This window comes from Sphingomonas gei (assembly GCF_004792685.1).
Taxonomy (GTDB): Bacteria; Pseudomonadota; Alphaproteobacteria; order Sphingomonadales; family Sphingomonadaceae; genus Sphingomonas; species Sphingomonas gei.
Map to the genome: position 1 here is coordinate 182,429 of NZ_SRXT01000006.1, position 18,204 is coordinate 200,632.

An 18,204-nucleotide genomic window follows, 5' to 3' on the forward strand; every position below is an offset into this window, starting at 1 on the left:
CAGAACGGGGGAAGGGCGTAGCCCCTCCCCCGATATGGACCGGCGGCTAGGCTGCGATCGGTCCGTAGCTTTTCCACGTGCCCGGTGAGCCGGAGGCGACACAGACCCAGCCGGCATTCCCGCCGGCCGCCGGCGCGCCGTTCTCGATCACGTCGCCTTGCAGCCACGCTCCCGTCGTTGGGGCGGCCGAGCCGATGGCGCGGAAGACCCCACCGAGAAAATGGCCGTTCGGGAAGTCGGCCGCGAACTTGCGTGGATTGGCGAGCGAGGCACCGGTCGGAAAGCGCAGCACCGTGAACGGAGCGCCGCCGCCCTGATATTGGAAGTCCCACCATTTGGAGGTGGTGTTGTACTGGATCTGCCAGTCGGCCTGATTGGCCGCGCCGATCGTGTCGTTACTCGATCCCCAGCCGATCGCGCCGTAATTGGGTTGCAGCGACCCGACGATGCCGATTACACTGGGCGAGGCGCGCCGATTCAAGTGCCGATACGGCGCAGCCACCGACAGGCCTGCAGTCATCACGAAGGCGCGGCTCGTCGGTGAATTCGAGGCGCTCTGCCCGGCAATATCGCCGATGACCGTGGTGCCGTTGCCGAAATCGGCATTGTCGCCGGTGGTTTCCATTTCGATATAGTCGCCGATGACCGTGTTCGGCGCGGTATCGATCGTCTTGAACGCGCCGAGCGCGTTGCCCGCCTGGTGGCAGGCGACGTAGGTATTTCCGATCAGGCTTTCGTCCAGGACGCCCCACCCACCGTTCAAGGTGCAGTCGACTCGCGTGGCGACGCCGGCATTGGCGTCATTGCTTTTGACATGCAGGCCATGGCCGCCGTTCGCGATCAGGTTCACATTGGTCAGCATCCAGAGATTGGCGTTGCCCTTGACCGGATTGCTCGACGAGGCGGACGCTTCGATCCGCAAGCCGCGGCCGGAGAAACCGCGGATCGTGACGTTCTCGAGCGTCGATGTCGCCCGCATCCACACGCCGTCGACATTGGCTCCGCCTCCGTTCGAACGGATATACAAATCGCGAAGCCCGGACCCTGCGCCATTCGGATAGGTGCCGTCGGGCGCGGTTCCCGAGCCGTCGGTATTGGAGGCGTTGATGATGAACGCTGGGACGCCGGCGTCGACCAGAAGAACCGATCCCTGGGCATTGGTGGTGAAGCTTCCGATCGTCCGATCGGAGACGGCTGCGCTGTTACCCTCACCCTGCCAGATGATAGCACAATGCTGATTGATCGCGCTGGAAAGGCGATAGAATCCCTTGGGAATGACGATCGTGCCGCCCTCGGGCATGAGCGAATCGTGTGCGGCCATGAAAGCTGCATGATCATTCGTGACGCCGTCGCCCACCGCACCGAACCACTGGACGTTGAGGGGCAGGGATTTGATGCGGAGCCAGCGGCCACCGCCCGTCGCAGGGAATATCGTTCCGTCGTTCACGGTCGCAGTGGAGCCCGATGCCCAGCGAAACACGCCGCCACGCTTGAGGTCGCTTACGTTTGCGGCTTGCCCGTCCGTGAGCCCGGAGGTGGCGAAAGACGTCATGTCGGGAATGGTGGCGAAACTCAGAGAATCAACCATGTGGCGTTTTCCTATATTGTCTGGATGCCCGATTCTCATCGGGAACAAATATAGAACGAACGAAATCCTACATTGCAAGCGAAGCGCGAGGTCGGGCTATTTGCGGCCATTGCGCACAGCATTGTTCACCCGCCATGCGCGTTCATGTTGATGCGGGAACGCTGTCCACCTAGATGCGGTGTTCAGCTACTCCGGAAGACACAATGACTGCCACGCACTCGACTCGCATGCTCATCCTCGGTTCGGGACCCGCCGGGCTCTCCGCCGCGATCTATGGCGCGCGCGCCGGGCTCGCGCCGATCGTGGTGCAGGGCATCCAGCCGGGGGGCCAGCTGATGACAACGACCGATGTCGAGAATTATCCCGGCTTTCGCGAAGTGATCCAGGGCCCGTGGCTGATGCAGGAGATGCAGGCGCAGGCCGAGCATGTCGGCGCGCAGATGCTGTGGGACACGATCGTCGAAGTCGACGTATCGCAGCGCCCGTTCCGCATGGTCGGGGACAGCGGCACCGTCTATGTCGGCGACACATTGGTGATCGCCACCGGGGCGCAGGCGCGCTGGCTGGGGCTCGATTCGGAAGAGCTGCTCAAGGGCAAGGGCGTCAGTGCCTGTGCCACTTGCGACGGCTTCTTCTTCCGCGGCAAGAAGGTGGCGGTGATCGGCGGCGGCAACACCGCGGTCGAGGAGGCGCTCTACCTCACCAACCACAGCCATGACGTGACCCTGATCCACCGCCGCGACTCCTTGCGTGCCGAGAAGATCCTGCAACAGCGGCTGCTCGCCAACGACAAGATCTCGACCTTGTGGAACAAGAAGGTCGAGCGCTTCCTCGATGGCGGCGGCGTCGCCGGGCTGGTCGGCATCGAGTTGAAGGACATGGTGACCGGCGAGCTTTCGACGCTCGAAGTCGATGGCGGCTTCGTCGCGATCGGGCATCATCCGGCGACCGAATTGTTCCGCGGGCACATCGCGCTCGACGACGACAATTACATCACCGTCGAAAAGGGCACGACGCGGACCAGCGTGCCCGGCGTGTTCGCGTGCGGCGACGTGATGGACAAGCATTACCGCCAGGCGATCACCGCGGCGGGGACAGGCTGCATGGCGGCGCTGGATGCGGAGCGGTTTTTGGCCGAAGCGGATTTCGAGCAGGTCGCCGAAGCGGCGGAATAGCCCGCGCCGCCGCGCGCATCTTGCGAAGCGAAGGTCACACCAGGGTCACACTGTCGCGCATGTTCCAGCGGCGAACGAGCCGTGCCGGAGTCCAGGAAGGTGCGGCCCAGACTCGCCTTACGTTCCGGTCGAGATCCCTATTGTCAAAGAGCGGCGGCCGAGCGGTAGCGCATCGATCTGAGCAAACGAAATCCAACATTGCAAGGGGCTGTCCGACTCGACTGATGCATGATCCTCAGAGGCGCGCGCGGACTTCCTTGAACAGCCAATCCTTGTCGGATTGCGACGCGAAGCTGTGGCTGGCGCTGTCGAGCTCGACAAGGCTTGCCTTGGTGCGGGCGGCGGCGAAGGCCGGGCCGGCATAAGCGTCGGCGAAGGCGATCGCCGTGTTGTCGCCGTTGGCGAGCAGGATGGTGACCGGGACCTGCGTCTGCCCGAGCGCGTCGGCCAAGCGGGCAGGCAAGCCGCCCTCCCGTTGAGGTTGGCTGCGAGATAGCTTTAACAACCCGCTGATCAACTTACGAATATTCACTCCGCCACGCACCAGCCGCAGCCATTCGCCAGGATCTCGCAGGCGCTCGGCGTAACGCGCGCGGATCGCGGCAACGGGCGGCAGATCGTCGGTCGGCTCGATCACCCAAGGGTTGGCGAGGACGAGCGCGTCAATGTTGGCCGGGGCATGGAAGAAGGCAAGCGCGGTGGCAGCGTCGCAATTGCCGTAGGCGACGATCCGGGTGACTCCGGTTGCGGCGCGGAAGGTCGCGGCAGCGGCGGCGATGTCGTCGGCGCTGCTATCATAGCCGCGATTATCGCCGCTCGAATCGCCGATGCCGCGGCGATCGAAGCGGAACACCGGGTGGCCGGCCTCGGCGATGCGCAGCGCGAGCAGTGCCATGCCGCGATGCGCGCCGATGCGGATCTCGTTACCGCCAGAGACGATCAGCAGGCCGATAGCGCCGGGTGCCTCGTCGAGTGTGCCGAGCAGCGTCTCGCCGGCGCAGGGAAATTCGATCAGCTTTCGCACGCGCGGACCCATGCGGCGATGTCTTCGGCGAGCGATGCCGCGAGCGCGGGATTATTGTCGGGCTCGCTGCGGCGCCAAAGCGGCGCGCCGGGGACGTGGCGGTCGGCGGGGCGGGCGTCGCTCTCGAGATAGATCGTGCGGCTTAGTGCTGCGATGCCGGCCGTCGGGAGTTCGCCCAGCAGCACCGGCGATAGGTGGTTCCCGCCATATGCATCGCCGCCGCCGGCTTGGCGCAGGCGTTCGAGTTCACGGAGGAGATCGGCGCCGGTGCTCGGCGTGAAATGCCAGCGTCCGCCGAGCGTGGCGGTGGCGTCGAGCAACGCACCGCTGCGGATGCCGAGCGCATAAGCAGGGCCGCCCACGTGGCGTGTCGCAGCGGCAAAAGCGTCGCGCAGGTGCGCCAGACGCACCGTATCGGTGGGCGCGAGGCTTTCGCCCTGTCCGGGCAGATCCGGCAGGGCGCCGGCGATGCCGCGTTCGGCAAGCGCGCGCAAAATCGTCACGACGAACGCACGGGTGCGATTGGCTTCCTCGAACAGCGGCAGCGCCGCGACTACGACCGGGCAGGTATCGGGGCCGAAGCGAAGCATCGCTTCGCGGCCGCCGGCCCAGTCGTAATGGTCGATCAAGCCAGCGCCTTGGCGGCGGCAAAGCGCGTGAGGGCGCCGAAGCTCTCGAGCATCTCGCCATCGACCTCGTCATCCTCGATCAGGATGCCGAGCCGATCCTCGATTTCGGTGAGCACGCCCGCGACCGCGAGCGAATCGAGCTCGGGCAGCGCTCCGAACAGCGGCGTGTCCTCATGGAACGCCGCAGCGCGCTCCGTGCTCAATCCCAGCACGTCGCGGAGCACCCCGCGCACCGTTTCTTCAACCTTTGCGAACCCTTCGCGCTGCAATGCTTATCCCCCGCCAGCGATTTTTCGCTTCCGTAAGGGTTGGCGGGTGCGCTGCCAAGGCTAAGGTCGGCGCGATGATTGCCCTCGATCCCGTTCCGAAACCCATCGATACGCTGACGCTGCGCGGCGCGGCCAATGCCGTGGCGCTGGAGGACCGTGCCGGAACGCTCAGTTTTGGCGAGCTGGAGGCGGGCGTCGGCGGCATCGCGCACTGGCTTTCGGAGCAAGGATTGGGCGCGGGCGAGCGCGTGGCGACGTGGCTGCCCAAGACGCGGACGGCATGCCTGATGCCGCTGGCAGTGCCGCGCGCGGGGCTCGTCCATGTCCCGATCAACCCGGTGCTCAAGCGCGCGCAGGTGGCGCATATCCTCGCCGACAGTGGCGCGCGGGTGCTGGTGACGCAGGCGGCGCGCATCGCGGCGCTCGAGCCGGGGGACGTGCCTGCCGATTGCCAGATGGTGACCGAGGAGGAGCTTGGATCGAGCGATGGGCTGCCGCCCTCGGCCGCCGATCCCGACGCGCTCGCCGCGATCCTCTACACTTCGGGCTCGACCGGGCGGCCGAAGGGCGTGATGCTCAGCCACGCCAATTTATGGCTCGGGGCCATCAGCGTGGCGCATTATCTTGATATTGGCTCTGAGGATCGCGTGCTCGGGGTGCTGCCGCTGAGCTTCGATTACGGGCAGAACCAGTTGTTCTCCACCTGGGCGGCCGGCGGGCGGGTGATCCCGCTCGATTATCTGACCGCGCGTGACGTGGTGAAGGCGGTGGGGCGTCATGACGTCACCAGCCTGGCCGGGGTGCCGCCGCTGTGGGTGCAATTGCTCGAGGCCGAATGGCCGGCGGAGACGGCGGCGCGGTTGAAGCGGCTGACCAATTCGGGCGGCGCACTGACGCCGCGGCTGGTGCGCAGGCTTCGCGAACGCTTTCCGCAGGCCGATCTGTATCCGATGTACGGGCTGACCGAAGCGTTCCGTTCGACCTATCTCGAGCCGTCGCTGGTCGATGCACATCCCGATTCGATCGGACGCGCCATCCCCTTCGCCGAGATCATGGTGGTGCGCCCCGACGGCGGCCGCGCGGCGCCGGGCGAGGCCGGCGAACTGGTCCATGCCGGGCCATTGGTGGCGCAGGGCTATTGGCGGGATGCCGAGCGCACCGCGCAGCGCTTCCGTCCGGCGCCCGAATTCGCCACAAGCAAGGGCATGGCGGTGTGGTCGGGGGATACGGTTGTCAAGGATGCGGACGGGCTGCTCCGCTTCGTCGGGCGTGACGACGAGATGATCAAGAGCGCCGGCAACCGGATCAGCCCGACCGAGATCGAGGACGCGGTGCTGAGCGGCGGCGAAGTTTCCGAAGCCGCGGCGTTCGGAGTGTCGGACGAAAGGCTGGGGCAGGCGATCGTGGTGGTGGCACGGGGGGATGGCTCGGGGGAGCCGGATTTGCGCGAACGGCTGCGGCGGGAATTGCCGAGCTTCATGCAGCCGGCGCGATACGACTGGCGCTCGGAGCTGCCGCGGAATGCCAATGGGAAGCTGGATCGGACGGCGTTGAAGGCTTCGCTCTCCACCGTTCGCGCTGAGCTTGTCGAAGCGCCGTCTTCCGCCTTCGCCGCAGTCTCAGAAGAAGAACGGGCCTTCGACAAGCTCAGGCCGAACGGGGAGGGGTTGGCATGAACCCCAAAGCTTTCGGGCCGATCCCGCCCGAGTTCCGGGATCTCGCCGCGCTGCCGTGGCTCGGCGAGGCAACGCCGGCCTATGTCTACGATTTCGGCATCGTCGCCGCGCGGATCGCGCGGTTGCGGGCTGCGTTGCCGCGCCGGGTCGCGGTGCATTATGCGATCAAGGCCAATCCGTTGCCGGCTTTGCTCAAGGCGATCGCGCCGCTGGTCGACGGGCTCGACGTGGCTTCCGCAGGCGAGATGGACAAGGCGCTCGACGTCATGGCGGCAGGGGCGATCAGCTTTGCCGGGCCGGGCAAGCGCGATGCCGAGATCGAACTGGCGATCCGCGCCGGGGTGACGCTCAACGTCGAGTCGGAAAGCGAGGGGCAGCGCGCACTGGCGATCGGCGGAATGCTGGGGATGCGGCCGAAGCTCGCGGTGCGGGTGAACCCCGATTTCGAATTGCGCGGATCGGGGATGAAGATGGGCGGGCGCGCCTCCCCGTTCGGAGTCGAGGCACAGCATGTCGCGGGGCTCGTCAAACGGCTGATCATCGGGGGCGCCGAGTGGCGCGGGCTGCACATCTTCGCCGGATCGCAGTCGCTCGACACCCAGGCGGTGATCGAGACGCAGGCCGCGACGGTGGCGCTGGCCGTGCGGATCGCCCAAGAGGCACACCGTGCGCCGCCTTTGGTCAATCTGGGCGGCGGGTTCGGCGTTCCCTATTTCCCGGGCGATGTGGCGCTCGATGTCGAGGCGATCGGCGCGGCGTTGGCGGGCGAGCTCGACACGCTGGACACGCATTATGCCGTGGAGTTGGGGCGCTGGCTGGTCGGCGAGGCGGGCGTGTACCTCGCCCGCGTGATCGACCGGAAAGTGAGCCAGGGGGAGACTTTCCTGATCCTCGACGGGGGGCTCAACCATCATCTTGCCGCCACCGGCAATTTCGGGACGGTGGTGCGGCGCAACTATCCGGTCGCGGTGGCGCATCGGATGCAGGATCCGGCCGAGGAAGTCGTGACGATCGTCGGGCCGCTCTGCACGCCGCTCGACCGACTGGCCGATCGCGTCGCGCTCCCCAAGGCCAATGTGGGTGACGTCATCGCGGTGTTCGCCTCGGGAGCATATGGCGCCAGTGCGAGTCCCTCGGCATTTCTCGGCCATCCGCCGGCGCGCGAACTGCTGATCGGCGGCTCCAACCACGCCTAACGCTATCTTTACCTCTGAAGACCATAGCTGACCCCGATCCAGTGGGGGAGCGGCCGAGACGTTGGCCGCGCTCGACTCCGCCGGGGAGGGAGCTCGAACATGGTTTTGAAGTCGTTTGGCAGGGTTTTGGCGGGGGCTGGCGTCATGGCCGCTTTGCTGTCCGGATGCTCCGGGGGAAGCCGGCCCGAACTGCCGCCCGCAGGCGGCATCGCGACGCGCGAGGCGCCGAGCGACGAATATGTCATCGGCCCGATGGACCAGCTCAACATCTTCGTGTGGCGCAATCCCGAGCTGTCGGCCAAGGTGCAGGTGCGCCCCGACGGGCGGATCACGACGCCGCTGATCAGCGACATGCCGGCGGTGGGCAAGACCCCCGCAATGCTCGCGGACGATCTCAAATACGCGCTCGGCGAATATATCAAGGATCCGATCGTCTCGGTGATCGTCGAGAATTTCTCGGGCACCTACAGCCAGCAGATCCGTGTCGTCGGCGCGACCGAGAAGCCGGCCTCGATCCCGTACCGCGCCAACATGACCGCGCTCGACGCGATGATCGCAGTGGGCGGGCTCAGCGAATTCGCCTCGGGCAATCGCGCGCGGCTGGTCCGCTACGACAAGGCGACCGGCAAGCAGCGCGAATATAAGGTCCGCCTCGGCGACTTGCTCAAGAGCGGCGATATCTCGGCGAACGTCCGCCTCGAACCGGGTGATGTACTTATCATCCCCGAGAGCATGTTCTGAGGCGCGGCGGATGGGTAGTCTTTTCGATGAAGCACGCGCGGCGCTGCACGCGATCTGGATGCGGCGCTGGATCGCGCTCGCCGTAGCCTGGGGGCTGTGCCTCGCGGGCTGGCTGGTGGTCTCGCAGATGCCGAACAGCTATGAATCGCGCGCACGGATATTCGTGCAGTTGCGCCAGATCCTGCCGACCGACGGCGCCGCCTCGGCCGCGCAGCAGCAGCGCGACATCGATCGGGTGCGCCAGACGCTGACCTCGGCGGTCAATCTGGAGAAAGTGGTGCGCGGCACCGACATGGCGAAGACCGTGTCGACCGACCGCGATGTCGCCGACCGGATCGCCGGACTGCAAACCGCGATCAAGCTCACTGCGCAGCAGGACAATCTGTTCGAGATCACGGTGACCGCGCCGAGCGGCAAGATGGCGCAGCAGATCGCACAGAAACTGATCGACATCTTCGTCGAGGAGAATCTCGCCGACGGTCGCGACGCCAGCGGGCAATCCCTGCGCTTCCTCGACCAGCAGCTCGAAGTGCGCCAGAAGGCGCTGCAGGAAGCCGAGGCCAAAAAGGCGGACTTCCAGGCGCGCTATCTCGGTTCGCTGCCGGGCACCGGTTCGCTCAACGACCGCATCGGCGCGGCACGCAGCCAGCTGGCCCAGGTCCAGTCGGACCTCGCGGCGGCGCAGAGCGGACTGAGCGCCGTCAACGGCCAGATGGCGGGGACCCCGGCGAACGTGGCAGGGCAGGGCGGCGCGGTCACCGGACCGGCGCGTGCACGGCTCGCGGCGATCCAGGGACAGCTCGCCGAAGGGCGCAGCCGCGGCTGGACCGACAGCCATCCCGACATGATCGCGCTGCGCAGCCAGCTCGCCGCGGCGCAGTCCGCCGCGCGTGCCGAGCCGGTGGCGAGCGGGGCGGCAGGGGCCAGCAACCCGCTTTATCTGAGCCTTCAGTCGATGCGCGCCGACAAGGCCTCGACCGTCGCGGCGCTGACCCAACGCAAGGACCAGATCGAAGACGATCTCGCCCAGTTCGAGGGGAAGATGGCGCAGGCGCCCGGTCTCGCCGCCGAGCAGGGCCAGATCGACCGCGAATATCAGGTCCTCAAGGACCAATATGACAAATTGCTCTCGGATCGCGAGCAGGTCCGCATCCGCAGCCAGGCGCAGACGGAGACCGACGCGGTCAAGTTCAACGTCGTCGATCCGCCGACGCTGCCGCGCGCGCCGACCAAGCCAAACCGGCCGCTGCTGCTGATCGCGGTGCTGATCGCCGGGATCGGCGCGGGCGTCGCTGCGGCTTTCGGCCTCGACAAGCTGACCACGACCTTCCCCACCGCGGCGCGGCTGGAGAAGGCCAGCGGGATGCCGGTGATCGGTTCGATCAGCGAAGTGCTGAGCGCGGCGCAGATCGAGCTGCGGCGGCGCAAGCTGCGGCTGTTCGCGGGGGCCGCGGCAGGTCTGGCAGTGGCGTTCGTCGGGCTGCTCGGGCTCGAGTTCGTCCAGCGCGGAATGGGTGCCTGACATGAACGACGAAACCCCGCGCCGCTATCGTGGTTCGCTGCTCGAACGGGCGGCCGAGCAATATGGCTATCTGCGCCCGCCCGCGGCCGCGCCCGAGCCGCTCATGACGCCCGAGGAAGAGCCGCTGACGCTGACCGTCCGCGCTCCCGCCGAGCATGTCGCCGTGCCCGAGCCGGTAACCGTCGAACCGCCCGCGCCGCAGCCGGCATTCCGCCCAGAGCCGCAGGCCGCGCCGCGTTCCGACCGGCGCCAGGCGTCGATCGACCGGATCGCGCTGCGCGAGGCCGGCATGCTCGTCCCCGGCGCGCAGATCACGGCGATGGCGGAGGAATTCCGCATGGTGAAGCGCCAGCTTCTGCTGACTGCGCGCACCGTGGCGGCGAAGGACGGCGCCAAGGCCGCCGATCATGCCCGAATGATCCTCGTCTGCTCGGCCCACCCCGACGAGGGCAAGACCTTCTGCGCGATCAACCTCGCGCTTTCGCTGGCGGCCGAGAAGGACATGGAGATTCTCCTCGTCGACGCCGATTTTGCCAAGCCGGACGTGCTGGAGCGGCTCGGGCTGCCTGAGGGGCCGGGGCTGCTCGACGCGCTTGCCGGTGCGGTGACCGATGTCGAAGCGTGCATCATCGAAACCGACGTGCCGCAGCTCTCGGTGCTGCCGGCGGGCACCCGCACCAACGGCGACACCGAATTGTTGGCGAGCGACCGCGCGCGCAATATTCTGGACGGCCTCGCCAAGGCCAATCCGCGCCGCATCGTGATCATGGATTCGCCGCCAGCGCTCGCGGCTTCGCCCGCGGCGGTGCTGGCGACGCATGCCGGGCAAGTGATGCTCGTGGTTCGCGCCGACCGCACCAGCGAAAGCGACCTGCGCGAGGCAGTCGCCGTGCTCGACGGATGCGAGCACATCCAGCTGCTGCTCAATTCGGTTTCGTTCCAGCCCGGCGGTCGCCGGTTCGGAAGCTATTATGGGGAGGCGGGCGAATGACCCGGCTTTTTGTAGCGGCGTGCGTCGCCATGGCCTGCGCCGCACCGGCGCACGCCCAGCGCACCCGCGTGACGCCGTATATCGAAGCGAGCCAGGTGCTCGTATCGGACCTCAGCAACGGCGGCGACCTGCTGACCTATTCGACGCTCGGCGCCGGCGTGGACGCGCAGATCACCAGCCGCCGCGTCGAGGTGCAGGTCAGCTATCAATACGAGCACCGCTTCTCGTACGACAAGGATCTCGCCGACGATTCGATGCACAGCGGCCTGGTCCAGGCACGCGCCCGGATCACCCCCGAGCTGACGATCGAAGGCGGCGCCATCGCCGCGCGCAGTCGTGCCGACATCCGCGGCGATGCGCTGGGCACGTCTCAGGGCAATGTGCGCAACAGCAGCCAAGTCTATTCGGCCTATGCCGGGCCGAGCCTGGCCACGCACGCCGGCCCGGCGTTCGTCAACGCCGCCTATCGCTTCGGCTACACCAAGGTCGAGGCGCCGAATGGCGGGACCGGTGTTCCCGCGGGTGCGCCGGCGCTCGACCGCTATGACGATTCGACGGTCCATGTCGCGACGGCCAGCGTCGGGGTGAAATCGGGCAAGGGGCTGCCGGTCGGAGTCACCGCCAGCGGTTCGTTCACGCGCGAGGATGCCGGGCAGCTCGACCAGCGCTTCGAAGGCAAGTTCGCGCGTGGCGACGTGGTGGTCCCGGTCGGGCGCGGCGTCGCGCTGACCGCCGGCATCGGCTATGAGAAGATCCAGGTAAGCCAGCGCGACGCGCTGTTGAGCGGCGGCGCACCGGTGGTCGACGGCAATGGCCGCTTCGTCACCGATCCTTCTTCGCCGCGCCGCATCGCCTATAATTTCGACGGCACCTTCTGGGATGCCGGGGTGATCTGGCGCCCGAGCCGCCGCACCTTCCTCGAGGCGCGCGCGGGCCGGCGCTACGGCTCGATGAGCTATACCGGCTCGGCGAGCTACCAGATCGGCCCGGGCAGCGGCGTCCAGATCGGCGTCTATGACAGCGTCGAAACCTTCGGTCAGGAGCTGAACGGTCAGCTCACCAAGCTGCCGACCGCATTTCTCACCACTACCGACCCGTTCGGCAACCAGTTCGGCGGCTGCATCTATGGCACTACCGGTGCCGCAGCCGGCGGCTGCCTCAACCAAGTGTTCGCCTCGACCGTCACCTCGGCCTATCGCGCCCGCGGCGTGACCGGCGTGGCGGTGCTCAACCGCGGCGGGACGCGGATCGGCGTCGGCGGCGGCTATGCGCGGCGCACCTTCCTGACGCCGCAGAGCGTCGGCGGGGTCAGCATCGATGGCACGTCGGACGAGAGCGTCTATGCGCAGCTGTTCGCATCGAGCGATGTCGGCCGCAACGGATCGATCAGCACCAGCGTGTTCGGCAGCTATTATGACAGCGACCTCGCCAATGCCCAGGGCATCCTCGGCTACGGCGCGAACACGGCGTACACGCATGAGTTCGGACCGCTCAGCGCGACTGCGTCGCTGGGGCTGTTCGGCTTCGACAGGGAAGGCGATTCCAATGCCAGCGCGCAGGCGCAGGCGCTGGTCGGCCTTCGCTACGGATTCTGAGGGACGCAAGCAGATGCACGACGATCATTATGGACTGAGCGGGCGGCCGTTCCAGCTTACGCCGGACCCGCGCTTCTGGTTCGACACCGCGACGCACCGCAAGGCGATGGCCTATCTCGGCTACGGGCTGAGCCAGGGCGAAGGCTTCGTGGTGATCACCGGCGATCCCGGCGTGGGCAAGACCACGCTGATGGGGCATCTGCTCGGCGAGATCGACGAGCAGCGGCTCAACGTCATCAAGATCGTCTCGACCCAGCTGCGCCCCGAGGATCTGCTCCAGACGGTCTGCGCGGGTCTCGAGATCGACGCCACCGGCGCCAGCAAGTCCGCAATGCTCGCCGCGATCGAGCATGGGCTGCACGCCGTGGCGCGCGACGGCCGCCGCACCTTGCTGATCATCGACGAGGCGCAGGCGCTGCCGGCGGAGAGCCTGGAGGAGCTGCGCATGCTCTCCAATTTCCAGGCAGGCGGCTATCCGTTGCTCCAGATCTTCCTGCTCGGACAGCCCGAATTCCGGCTGACGCTGCAGGATGGCAAGCTCGAGCAGTTGCGCCAGCGGGTGATCGCGATGCACCATCTTGCTCCGATGGACGCCGCCGAACTCGAGCCCTATCTGCTGCACCGCCTGTCGCTGGTCGGCTGGCGCGGCAAGCCGCGCTTCACCAACGACGCGCTGGCTGCGATTCATCGCTGGTCGGGCGGGATCCCGCGCCGCGTGAACCAGCTCGCCGGCCGGGTGCTGTTGTTCGGCGCGATCGAACATCTCGATACGTTCGGGGCGCCCGAGGTTGCCGCGGTGATCGACGATCTCGACAATGATTCGGGACCTGTCGCGAAGCGCAGCCCCACGCTGGTCGAGCCGCTCGAACTGCGCGACGTCGCGCCGATGGCGATGGGCACGCCGACTCCATCGGTGCCCGTGGAGGCGCGGCCGCTTCGTGCCGAACCGTTCGAGAGCCCGGCTCCGTCCCCGACACTCGTCGAACCGCTTGCTCCGGTCGCCGAGGGGCCGATCGACCTGCGCATCGCCCAGCTCGAGAAGCAGTTGCAGGAGCAGGACGCGGCGCTGCGCCGGGTGCTGACCCTGCTGGTCGACTGGGTCGAGAGCGGCGACAGCGAGCGCCGGCCGGACCTGTCGAGCCTGCGCGGACACGCGGCCTGAGGGAATGCTGGTCAATGGCCTCTCGGTAGACGTCGAGGACTGGTTTCAGGTCGGCGCGTTCGAAAAGACGATCGCGCGCGATGACTGGGACCGGCTGGAGCATCGCGTCGAGGCCAATACCGATCGGGTGCTAGCGCTGTTCGACGGTGCCGGCGTGCGGGCGACATTCTTCACGCTAGGCTGGGTGGCGAAGCGCTATCCGGCGCTGATCCGCCGCATCGCCGAGGCGGGACACGAAGTCGCCAGCCACGGCTGGGCGCACCAGCGCGTGTTCACGATGGACGCGAAGGCGTTCCGCGCGGATCTCGCCGATGCGCGGGCGGCGCTGGAGGATGCCAGCGGCGCGAAGGTGACCGGGTATCGCGCACCGAGTTTCTCGATCGATAAGCGGACACCCTGGGCGCATGCCGAGCTCGCCGAGGCAGGGTATCTCTATTCGTCGAGCATCGCACCGATCCGGCATGATCATTATGGCTGGCCCGAGGCGCCGCGCGCCGCCTTTCGGCCGGTTGCTGATGCTGGATTGATCGAACTGCCGATCACTATCGCCAAAGTGGCCGGGCGTGAGATCACGGCGGGGGGCGGGTTCTTCCGACTGCTGCCGAACCGAATCACCGACCAAGCGGTGCGCCGCGCCAATGCGGAGGGAACGCCCGCGATCTTCTATTTCCATCCGTGGGAAGTCGACCCGGGCCAGCCACGGGTGGCGAACGCACCGCTCAAGTCGAAGCTTCGGCATTATGCCCGGCTGAGCGCAATGGCGGGCAAGCTCGAGCGGCTGATCGCGACCCACGCATGGGGCCGCATCGACGCGATCGCCGCGCACGAGGCGGAGCGGCTCGGATGAACGCGCCGCTGCTGGCGCGACCCGTCGGACTGCGCGTCGCCGATCTGGGAGATGCGCTTGAGCGGGCGCGGGTCGGCGCATGGGTGCACGATCATCCCGAGGGAACGCCCTTCCATCTGCCGGCATGGAGCGTGGCGGTGGCGCGTGGTTGCCGCCAGAAGAGCCACTATCTGGTCGCAGAGCGGGGCGATGGCGATATCGTCGGCGCGCTGCCGCTTACCGAAGTGCACTCGCCGCTGTTCGGGCGTGCATTGGTGTCTGCGGGGTTCGGCGTGGGGGGCGGGATCCTCGCCGACGATGCCGCGACAGCGGTCGGGTTAGGCGAAGCGGCGTGGACGCTGGCGGAACGGCTGAACTGCCCGACGGTCGAGCTCCGCGGCGGGGCGCGGCCGGGTCCGGCGTGGCAGGTCGATGGGACCAGCTATCTCGGCTTCGCGCGCGACTTGGCCGCGGACGATGAGGCCGAATTGCTGGCGATCCCGCGCAAGCAGCGCGCCGAGGTACGGCGTTCGCTGGGTAACGATCTGACGATAGAAGCCGGCAGCGCCGATGTGGCGGCGCATTATGCCGTCTATGCCGAGTCGGTGCGCAATCTTGGCACGCCGGTGTTTCCGCCCGCGTTGTTTGCCGAAGTGCTCTGCGAATTCGGCGACGCGGCCGATCTTCTGACTGCCCGGCATCATAGGATTGCAGTGGCTAGTGTCCTGAGCCTCTATTGGCGTGGCACGGTTTATCCCTATTGGGGTGGGGGGACCGATGCGGCTCGTGCGCTGCGGGCGAACGACGCGATGTATTTCGCGCTGATGCGCCATGCGCGCGAACGCGGCTGCACGCGCTTCGATTTTGGGCGGTCCAAGGCGGGGACAGGCGCGGCGGCGTTCAAGAAGAATTGGGGGTTCGAGCCGCAATGCTTGACCTATTTCACCCGCGCCCCCGAGGGCGTGGCGGCGCGCAAGATCAATCCGCTCGATCCCAAATACAGCCTGCAGGTGCGGGCGTGGAAGCGCATGCCGCTCTGGGCGGCCAACCGGCTGGGCCCCTGGATCGCGCGCGGGCTCGGCTGATGGGCGACCTGCTCTTCCTCGCGCACCGGGTGCCTTTTCCGCCGGATCGCGGCGACAAGATTCGCAGCTTTCACTTGCTGCGGCATCTCGCCGCGCATCGGCGTGTCCACCTTGCGGCCTTTGCCGATGAACTGCGCGACATGGACCGGCCCGAGCTTGCAGCGTTCACCGCCAGCCAGACCATTGTGCGGCGATCGAAATCGCAGCCAATGGCGGCACTCCAGGCGCTTGTTTCGAGGCGGCCGCTGTCGCTGACCGCGTTCGACGATGCGGCAATGCGGCGGTCGGTCGAGGACGTGCTAGCGCGCGAGAATGTCGATACGATCTTCGTCTTTTCGGGGCAGATGGCGCAGTATCTGCCAGTTGCACCGAGGCAGCGCGTGATCATGGATTTCGTCGACATGGATTCGGCCAAGTTCGCCGCTTATGCGGAAGCGGCGAAGGGGCCGATGCGCTGGATCTACGCGCGCGAGGCGCGGCTGCTGAAGGCTTTCGAGCGCGCGGTTGCGGAACGCGCAGATGCCAGCCTGTTCGTCAGCGAGGCGGAGGCGGCGCTGTTCCGGCGGGAAACCGGCGCCGCGCGGGTGCACGCGATCGAGAACGGAATCGACACGGCGTCTTTCGATCCGTCGGCACCATTCGAGCGCGTGCCAGAAGGCGGCGCGTTGATCGTGTTCACCGGGCAGATGGATTATCGGCCCAATGTCGAGGCAGTCACCTGGTTCGCCGAGGATATCCTGCCGCGGATTCGAGGCGCGTGTCCCCAGGCGCGGTTCGCGATCGTCGGCCGCGACCCGACCGACGCGGTCAAGGCGCTTGCCGGCGCGAGCGTGATCGTGACCGGCGAAGTCGCGGACGTGCGCGGCTGGCTCGCCGCGGCGGCGATCGTGGTCGCGCCGCTCAAGCTGGCGCGCGGCGTCCAGAACAAGGTGCTCGAGGCGATGGCGATGGCGCGGCCGGTGGTGGCATCCACGGCTGCGGCGGAAGGCATCGACCATGACGGGACGATCGCTGTCGGCGCGACCTCCGCAGAGATGGCGGAGGCGGTGAGGTTGTTGCTCTCCGACCCGCGCAAGGCGACGGCGCTGGGAGATGCGGCGCGGGCGCGGGTGATCGCGCGCTATGGCTGGGATGCACGGCTGGCGCAGCTCGATGCGCTGATCGGACTGCCGCTGGTGCTTGGAGAAGCAGCATGACCATCGCGGTGCCCCATCAGGATTTCGCGCGCTCGAAAGCGGCGTTCGACGCGCGCTGGCAGCGGCATGCCGCGATCCTCGCCGGTGTCTGGCTGGTGCTGCTCCTGCTCTTCCGCCGTGACGCGCTCGATCTGGCGACGATCTATTGGACCAACACGACCTTCGGGCATTGCCTGTTCATCGCGCCGGTGATCGGCTGGCTGGTCTGGCAGCGGCGGCAGGGGCTCGCGCTGGTGCTGCCGCAGGGCTGGTTGCCGGGGCTCGCATTGGTCGCGGCGGGCGGGCTCGGCTGGCTGCTCGGCGATGCGGCGGGTGTCGCATTGTTCCGCCACGCCGGGCTGGTTCTGATGCTGCAGGGCGCGGTGGTGAGCGTGCTCGGAGCCAATGTGAGCCGGGCCTTGCTGTTCCCGATCGCCTATATGGGGTTCCTCGTCCCGTTCGGCGATTTCCTCGAAGGGCCGCTGCAGACGATCACTGTCGCGATGGTGATGCCGCTGCTCCATCTTTTCGGCGTGCCGGCCTGGGTCGACGGGGTGCTGATCACGACGTCGAACGGCTATTTCGAAGTCGCCGAGGCCTGTTCGGGCGCCAAGTTCGTCATTGCGATGATTGCGTTCGGCGTGCTCGTCGCGAACGTCTGCTACGTCTCGTGGACGCGCCGCGCGGCGTTTCTGGCGATGGCGCTGGTCGTACCGGTGATCGCCAATGGCCTGCGCGCGTTCGGGACGATCTATGCGGCGTGGTGGACCTCGGTCGAGGCGGCGACCGGCATGGACCATATCGTCTATGGCTGGGTGTTCTTCGCGGCGGTAATGGCCGCGGTGCTGGCGATCGGCTGGAAATGGTTCGACCGCGATCCCGATGCCGATTGGTTCGATCCGTTGCAGCTGCAGGCGCCGGTGCATGGTCGTGCCGGGGGCGCGGTGACCGGGCTGCTGACGCTGACCCTCGCGAGCCTGTTCCTCGGCTGGTCGAGCTACATCGCCGCGCGCGCGGCGCCGCTTCCCGCCAGGGTCGAACTCCCTGAGGTGGCCGGCTGGCACTTGGCGGGGGCGAGTAGGGTCGCCTGGTCGCCCAATTTCCCCGGCGCGGACCATTTCGTGATCGGACATTATGCCGACGGGCAGGGCAGGGCCGTCGACCTCGCTATCGCTGTCTATGCCAGCCAGCGCGAAGGCAAGGAACTGGTCGGCTTCGGGATCGGCGCGGTCCGCGAGAACGACCGCTGGGTGCGCATCTCGGACTTGCCGGATATCTCGGGCGGCCACGCGTTGCGCATGACCGGTCCCGAGCGGGTGGAACGCGTGGCGGTTAGTTGGTACCGGGTCGGCGATATGCTGACCGGGAGCGACAAACGCGTGAAGTTCGAGACGTTGAAGACCAAGTTGCTCGGCGGGGATCAGGCGGCGGTGGCGGTCTTGCTGTCGGCCGAACAGGGAACGGACCAAGGCGCCCAGGCGGCGATCGCCGATTTCGGCCGCGCTTTGGGGCCAGTGGACGCGCTCGCCGACCGCCTGGCCGGCCGCTAA

Annotated in this window: 16 protein-coding genes; 12 read left to right on the forward strand and 4 right to left on the reverse strand. The window is 67.3% G+C overall.

Features of this window, described 5'->3' with window-relative positions:
* Window positions 1-46: 46 nt before the first annotated feature.
* The gene (locus E5A73_RS15830) at window positions 47-1,588 is read right to left on the reverse strand and encodes a glycosyl hydrolase family 28-related protein (RefSeq protein ID WP_168355955.1); all 1,542 of its coding nucleotides are present in this window, start codon (window positions 1,586-1,588) and stop codon (window positions 47-49) included.
* Window positions 1,589-1,791: 203 nt separating this feature from the next.
* On the opposite strand from E5A73_RS15830, the gene trxB reads away from it, so the two are divergent.
* Window positions 1,792-2,763, forward strand: coding sequence for a thioredoxin-disulfide reductase (gene trxB, locus E5A73_RS15835; protein WP_135964811.1), 972 nt, complete (start codon window positions 1,792-1,794; stop codon window positions 2,761-2,763).
* A 235-nt stretch (window positions 2,764-2,998) separates the two neighbouring features.
* Here the strand turns inward: trxB and E5A73_RS15840 are convergent, their stop codons facing one another.
* The 3 genes from E5A73_RS15840 to E5A73_RS15850 are packed head-to-tail and all read right to left on the reverse strand — an operon-like array spanning window position 2,999 to window position 4,649.
* On the reverse strand, window positions 2,999-3,787 hold the full coding sequence (locus E5A73_RS15840; protein WP_135964812.1) for a hydrolase 1, exosortase A system-associated: 789 nt from the start codon (window positions 3,785-3,787) through the stop codon (window positions 2,999-3,001).
* Window positions 3,775-4,416, reverse strand: coding sequence for a hypothetical protein (locus E5A73_RS15845; protein WP_168355956.1), 642 nt, complete (start codon window positions 4,414-4,416; stop codon window positions 3,775-3,777). Before E5A73_RS15845 ends, E5A73_RS15840 begins: the two co-directional genes overlap by 13 nt.
* Window positions 4,413-4,649, reverse strand: coding sequence for a phosphopantetheine-binding protein (locus tag E5A73_RS15850; RefSeq protein WP_420822581.1), 237 nt, complete (start codon window positions 4,647-4,649; stop codon window positions 4,413-4,415). Before E5A73_RS15850 ends, E5A73_RS15845 begins: the two co-directional genes overlap by 4 nt.
* Before the next feature lie 110 nt (window positions 4,650-4,759).
* Here E5A73_RS15850 and E5A73_RS15855 point away from each other — a divergent pair, with 110 nt between their 5' ends.
* The 11 genes from E5A73_RS15855 to xrtA all read left to right on the forward strand — a co-directional run bounded on the left by E5A73_RS15855 (window position 4,760) and on the right by xrtA (window position 18,204).
* Complete coding sequence (locus tag E5A73_RS15855) at window positions 4,760-6,361, forward strand: acyl-CoA ligase (AMP-forming), exosortase A system-associated (protein WP_206366516.1); 1,602 nt, start codon at window positions 4,760-4,762, stop codon at window positions 6,359-6,361.
* A complete protein-coding gene (locus tag E5A73_RS15860) occupies window positions 6,358-7,557 on the forward strand; it encodes a pyridoxal-dependent decarboxylase, exosortase A system-associated (RefSeq protein WP_135964814.1) in 1,200 nt (399 codons plus the stop codon). The genes E5A73_RS15855 and E5A73_RS15860 overlap by 4 nt, the downstream gene beginning before the upstream one ends.
* Before the next feature lie 144 nt (window positions 7,558-7,701).
* Window positions 7,702-8,298: an XrtA/PEP-CTERM system exopolysaccharide export protein gene (locus E5A73_RS15865; protein WP_240700224.1), complete on the forward strand. Its 597-nt coding sequence runs from the start codon at window positions 7,702-7,704 to the stop codon at window positions 8,296-8,298.
* A 10-nt stretch (window positions 8,299-8,308) separates the two neighbouring features.
* Window positions 8,309-9,820: an XrtA system polysaccharide chain length determinant gene (locus tag E5A73_RS15870; RefSeq protein WP_135964816.1), complete on the forward strand. Its 1,512-nt coding sequence runs from the start codon at window positions 8,309-8,311 to the stop codon at window positions 9,818-9,820.
* A gap of 1 nt (window position 9,821) precedes the next feature.
* On the forward strand, window positions 9,822-10,811 hold the full coding sequence (locus E5A73_RS15875; RefSeq protein WP_135964817.1) for an AAA family ATPase: 990 nt from the start codon (window positions 9,822-9,824) through the stop codon (window positions 10,809-10,811).
* Window positions 10,808-12,406 (forward strand): hypothetical protein, encoded by a 1,599-nt coding sequence (locus E5A73_RS15880; RefSeq protein ID WP_135964818.1) that lies wholly within the window; start codon window positions 10,808-10,810, stop codon window positions 12,404-12,406. The genes E5A73_RS15875 and E5A73_RS15880 overlap by 4 nt, the downstream gene beginning before the upstream one ends.
* Window positions 12,407-12,419: 13 nt before the next feature.
* Window positions 12,420-13,568, forward strand: coding sequence for an ExeA family protein (locus tag E5A73_RS15885; protein ID WP_135964819.1), 1,149 nt, complete (start codon window positions 12,420-12,422; stop codon window positions 13,566-13,568).
* A 4-nt stretch (window positions 13,569-13,572) separates the two neighbouring features.
* The gene (locus tag E5A73_RS15890; RefSeq protein WP_135964820.1) at window positions 13,573-14,415 is read left to right on the forward strand and encodes an XrtA system polysaccharide deacetylase; all 843 of its coding nucleotides are present in this window, start codon (window positions 13,573-13,575) and stop codon (window positions 14,413-14,415) included.
* A complete protein-coding gene (locus E5A73_RS15895) occupies window positions 14,412-15,479 on the forward strand; it encodes a FemAB family XrtA/PEP-CTERM system-associated protein (protein WP_135964821.1) in 1,068 nt (355 codons plus the stop codon). Before E5A73_RS15890 ends, E5A73_RS15895 begins: the two co-directional genes overlap by 4 nt.
* Window positions 15,479-16,675, forward strand: a complete 1,197-nt coding sequence (locus tag E5A73_RS15900) for a TIGR03087 family PEP-CTERM/XrtA system glycosyltransferase (protein WP_135964822.1) — start codon at window positions 15,479-15,481, stop codon at window positions 16,673-16,675. The genes E5A73_RS15895 and E5A73_RS15900 overlap by 1 nt, the downstream gene beginning before the upstream one ends.
* Window positions 16,672-18,204, forward strand: a complete 1,533-nt coding sequence (gene xrtA / locus E5A73_RS15905; protein WP_135964823.1) for an exosortase A — start codon at window positions 16,672-16,674, stop codon at window positions 18,202-18,204. Before E5A73_RS15900 ends, xrtA begins: the two co-directional genes overlap by 4 nt.

Excerpts from the sequence above, each read along its gene's own strand:
- E5A73_RS15830 (WP_168355955.1), bottom strand. The coding sequence starts at position 1,588 with ATGGTTGATTCTCTGAGTTTCGCCACCATTCCCGACATGACGTCTTTC.
- trxB (WP_135964811.1), top strand. The coding sequence starts at position 1,792 with ATGACTGCCACGCACTCGACTCGCATGCTCATCCTCGGTTCGGGACCC.
- E5A73_RS15855 (WP_206366516.1), top strand. The coding sequence starts at position 4,760 with ATGATTGCCCTCGATCCCGTTCCGAAACCCATCGATACGCTGACGCTG.
- E5A73_RS15860 (WP_135964814.1), top strand. The coding sequence starts at position 6,358 with ATGAACCCCAAAGCTTTCGGGCCGATCCCGCCCGAGTTCCGGGATCTC.
- E5A73_RS15865 (WP_240700224.1), top strand. The coding sequence starts at position 7,702 with ATGGCCGCTTTGCTGTCCGGATGCTCCGGGGGAAGCCGGCCCGAACTG.
- E5A73_RS15870 (WP_135964816.1), top strand. The coding sequence starts at position 8,309 with ATGGGTAGTCTTTTCGATGAAGCACGCGCGGCGCTGCACGCGATCTGG.
- E5A73_RS15875 (WP_135964817.1), top strand. The coding sequence starts at position 9,822 with ATGAACGACGAAACCCCGCGCCGCTATCGTGGTTCGCTGCTCGAACGG.
- E5A73_RS15880 (WP_135964818.1), top strand. The coding sequence starts at position 10,808 with ATGACCCGGCTTTTTGTAGCGGCGTGCGTCGCCATGGCCTGCGCCGCA.
- E5A73_RS15885 (WP_135964819.1), top strand. The coding sequence starts at position 12,420 with ATGCACGACGATCATTATGGACTGAGCGGGCGGCCGTTCCAGCTTACG.
- E5A73_RS15890 (WP_135964820.1), top strand. The coding sequence starts at position 13,573 with ATGCTGGTCAATGGCCTCTCGGTAGACGTCGAGGACTGGTTTCAGGTC.
- E5A73_RS15895 (WP_135964821.1), top strand. The coding sequence starts at position 14,412 with ATGAACGCGCCGCTGCTGGCGCGACCCGTCGGACTGCGCGTCGCCGAT.
- E5A73_RS15900 (WP_135964822.1), top strand. The coding sequence starts at position 15,479 with ATGGGCGACCTGCTCTTCCTCGCGCACCGGGTGCCTTTTCCGCCGGAT.
- xrtA (WP_135964823.1), top strand. The coding sequence starts at position 16,672 with ATGACCATCGCGGTGCCCCATCAGGATTTCGCGCGCTCGAAAGCGGCG.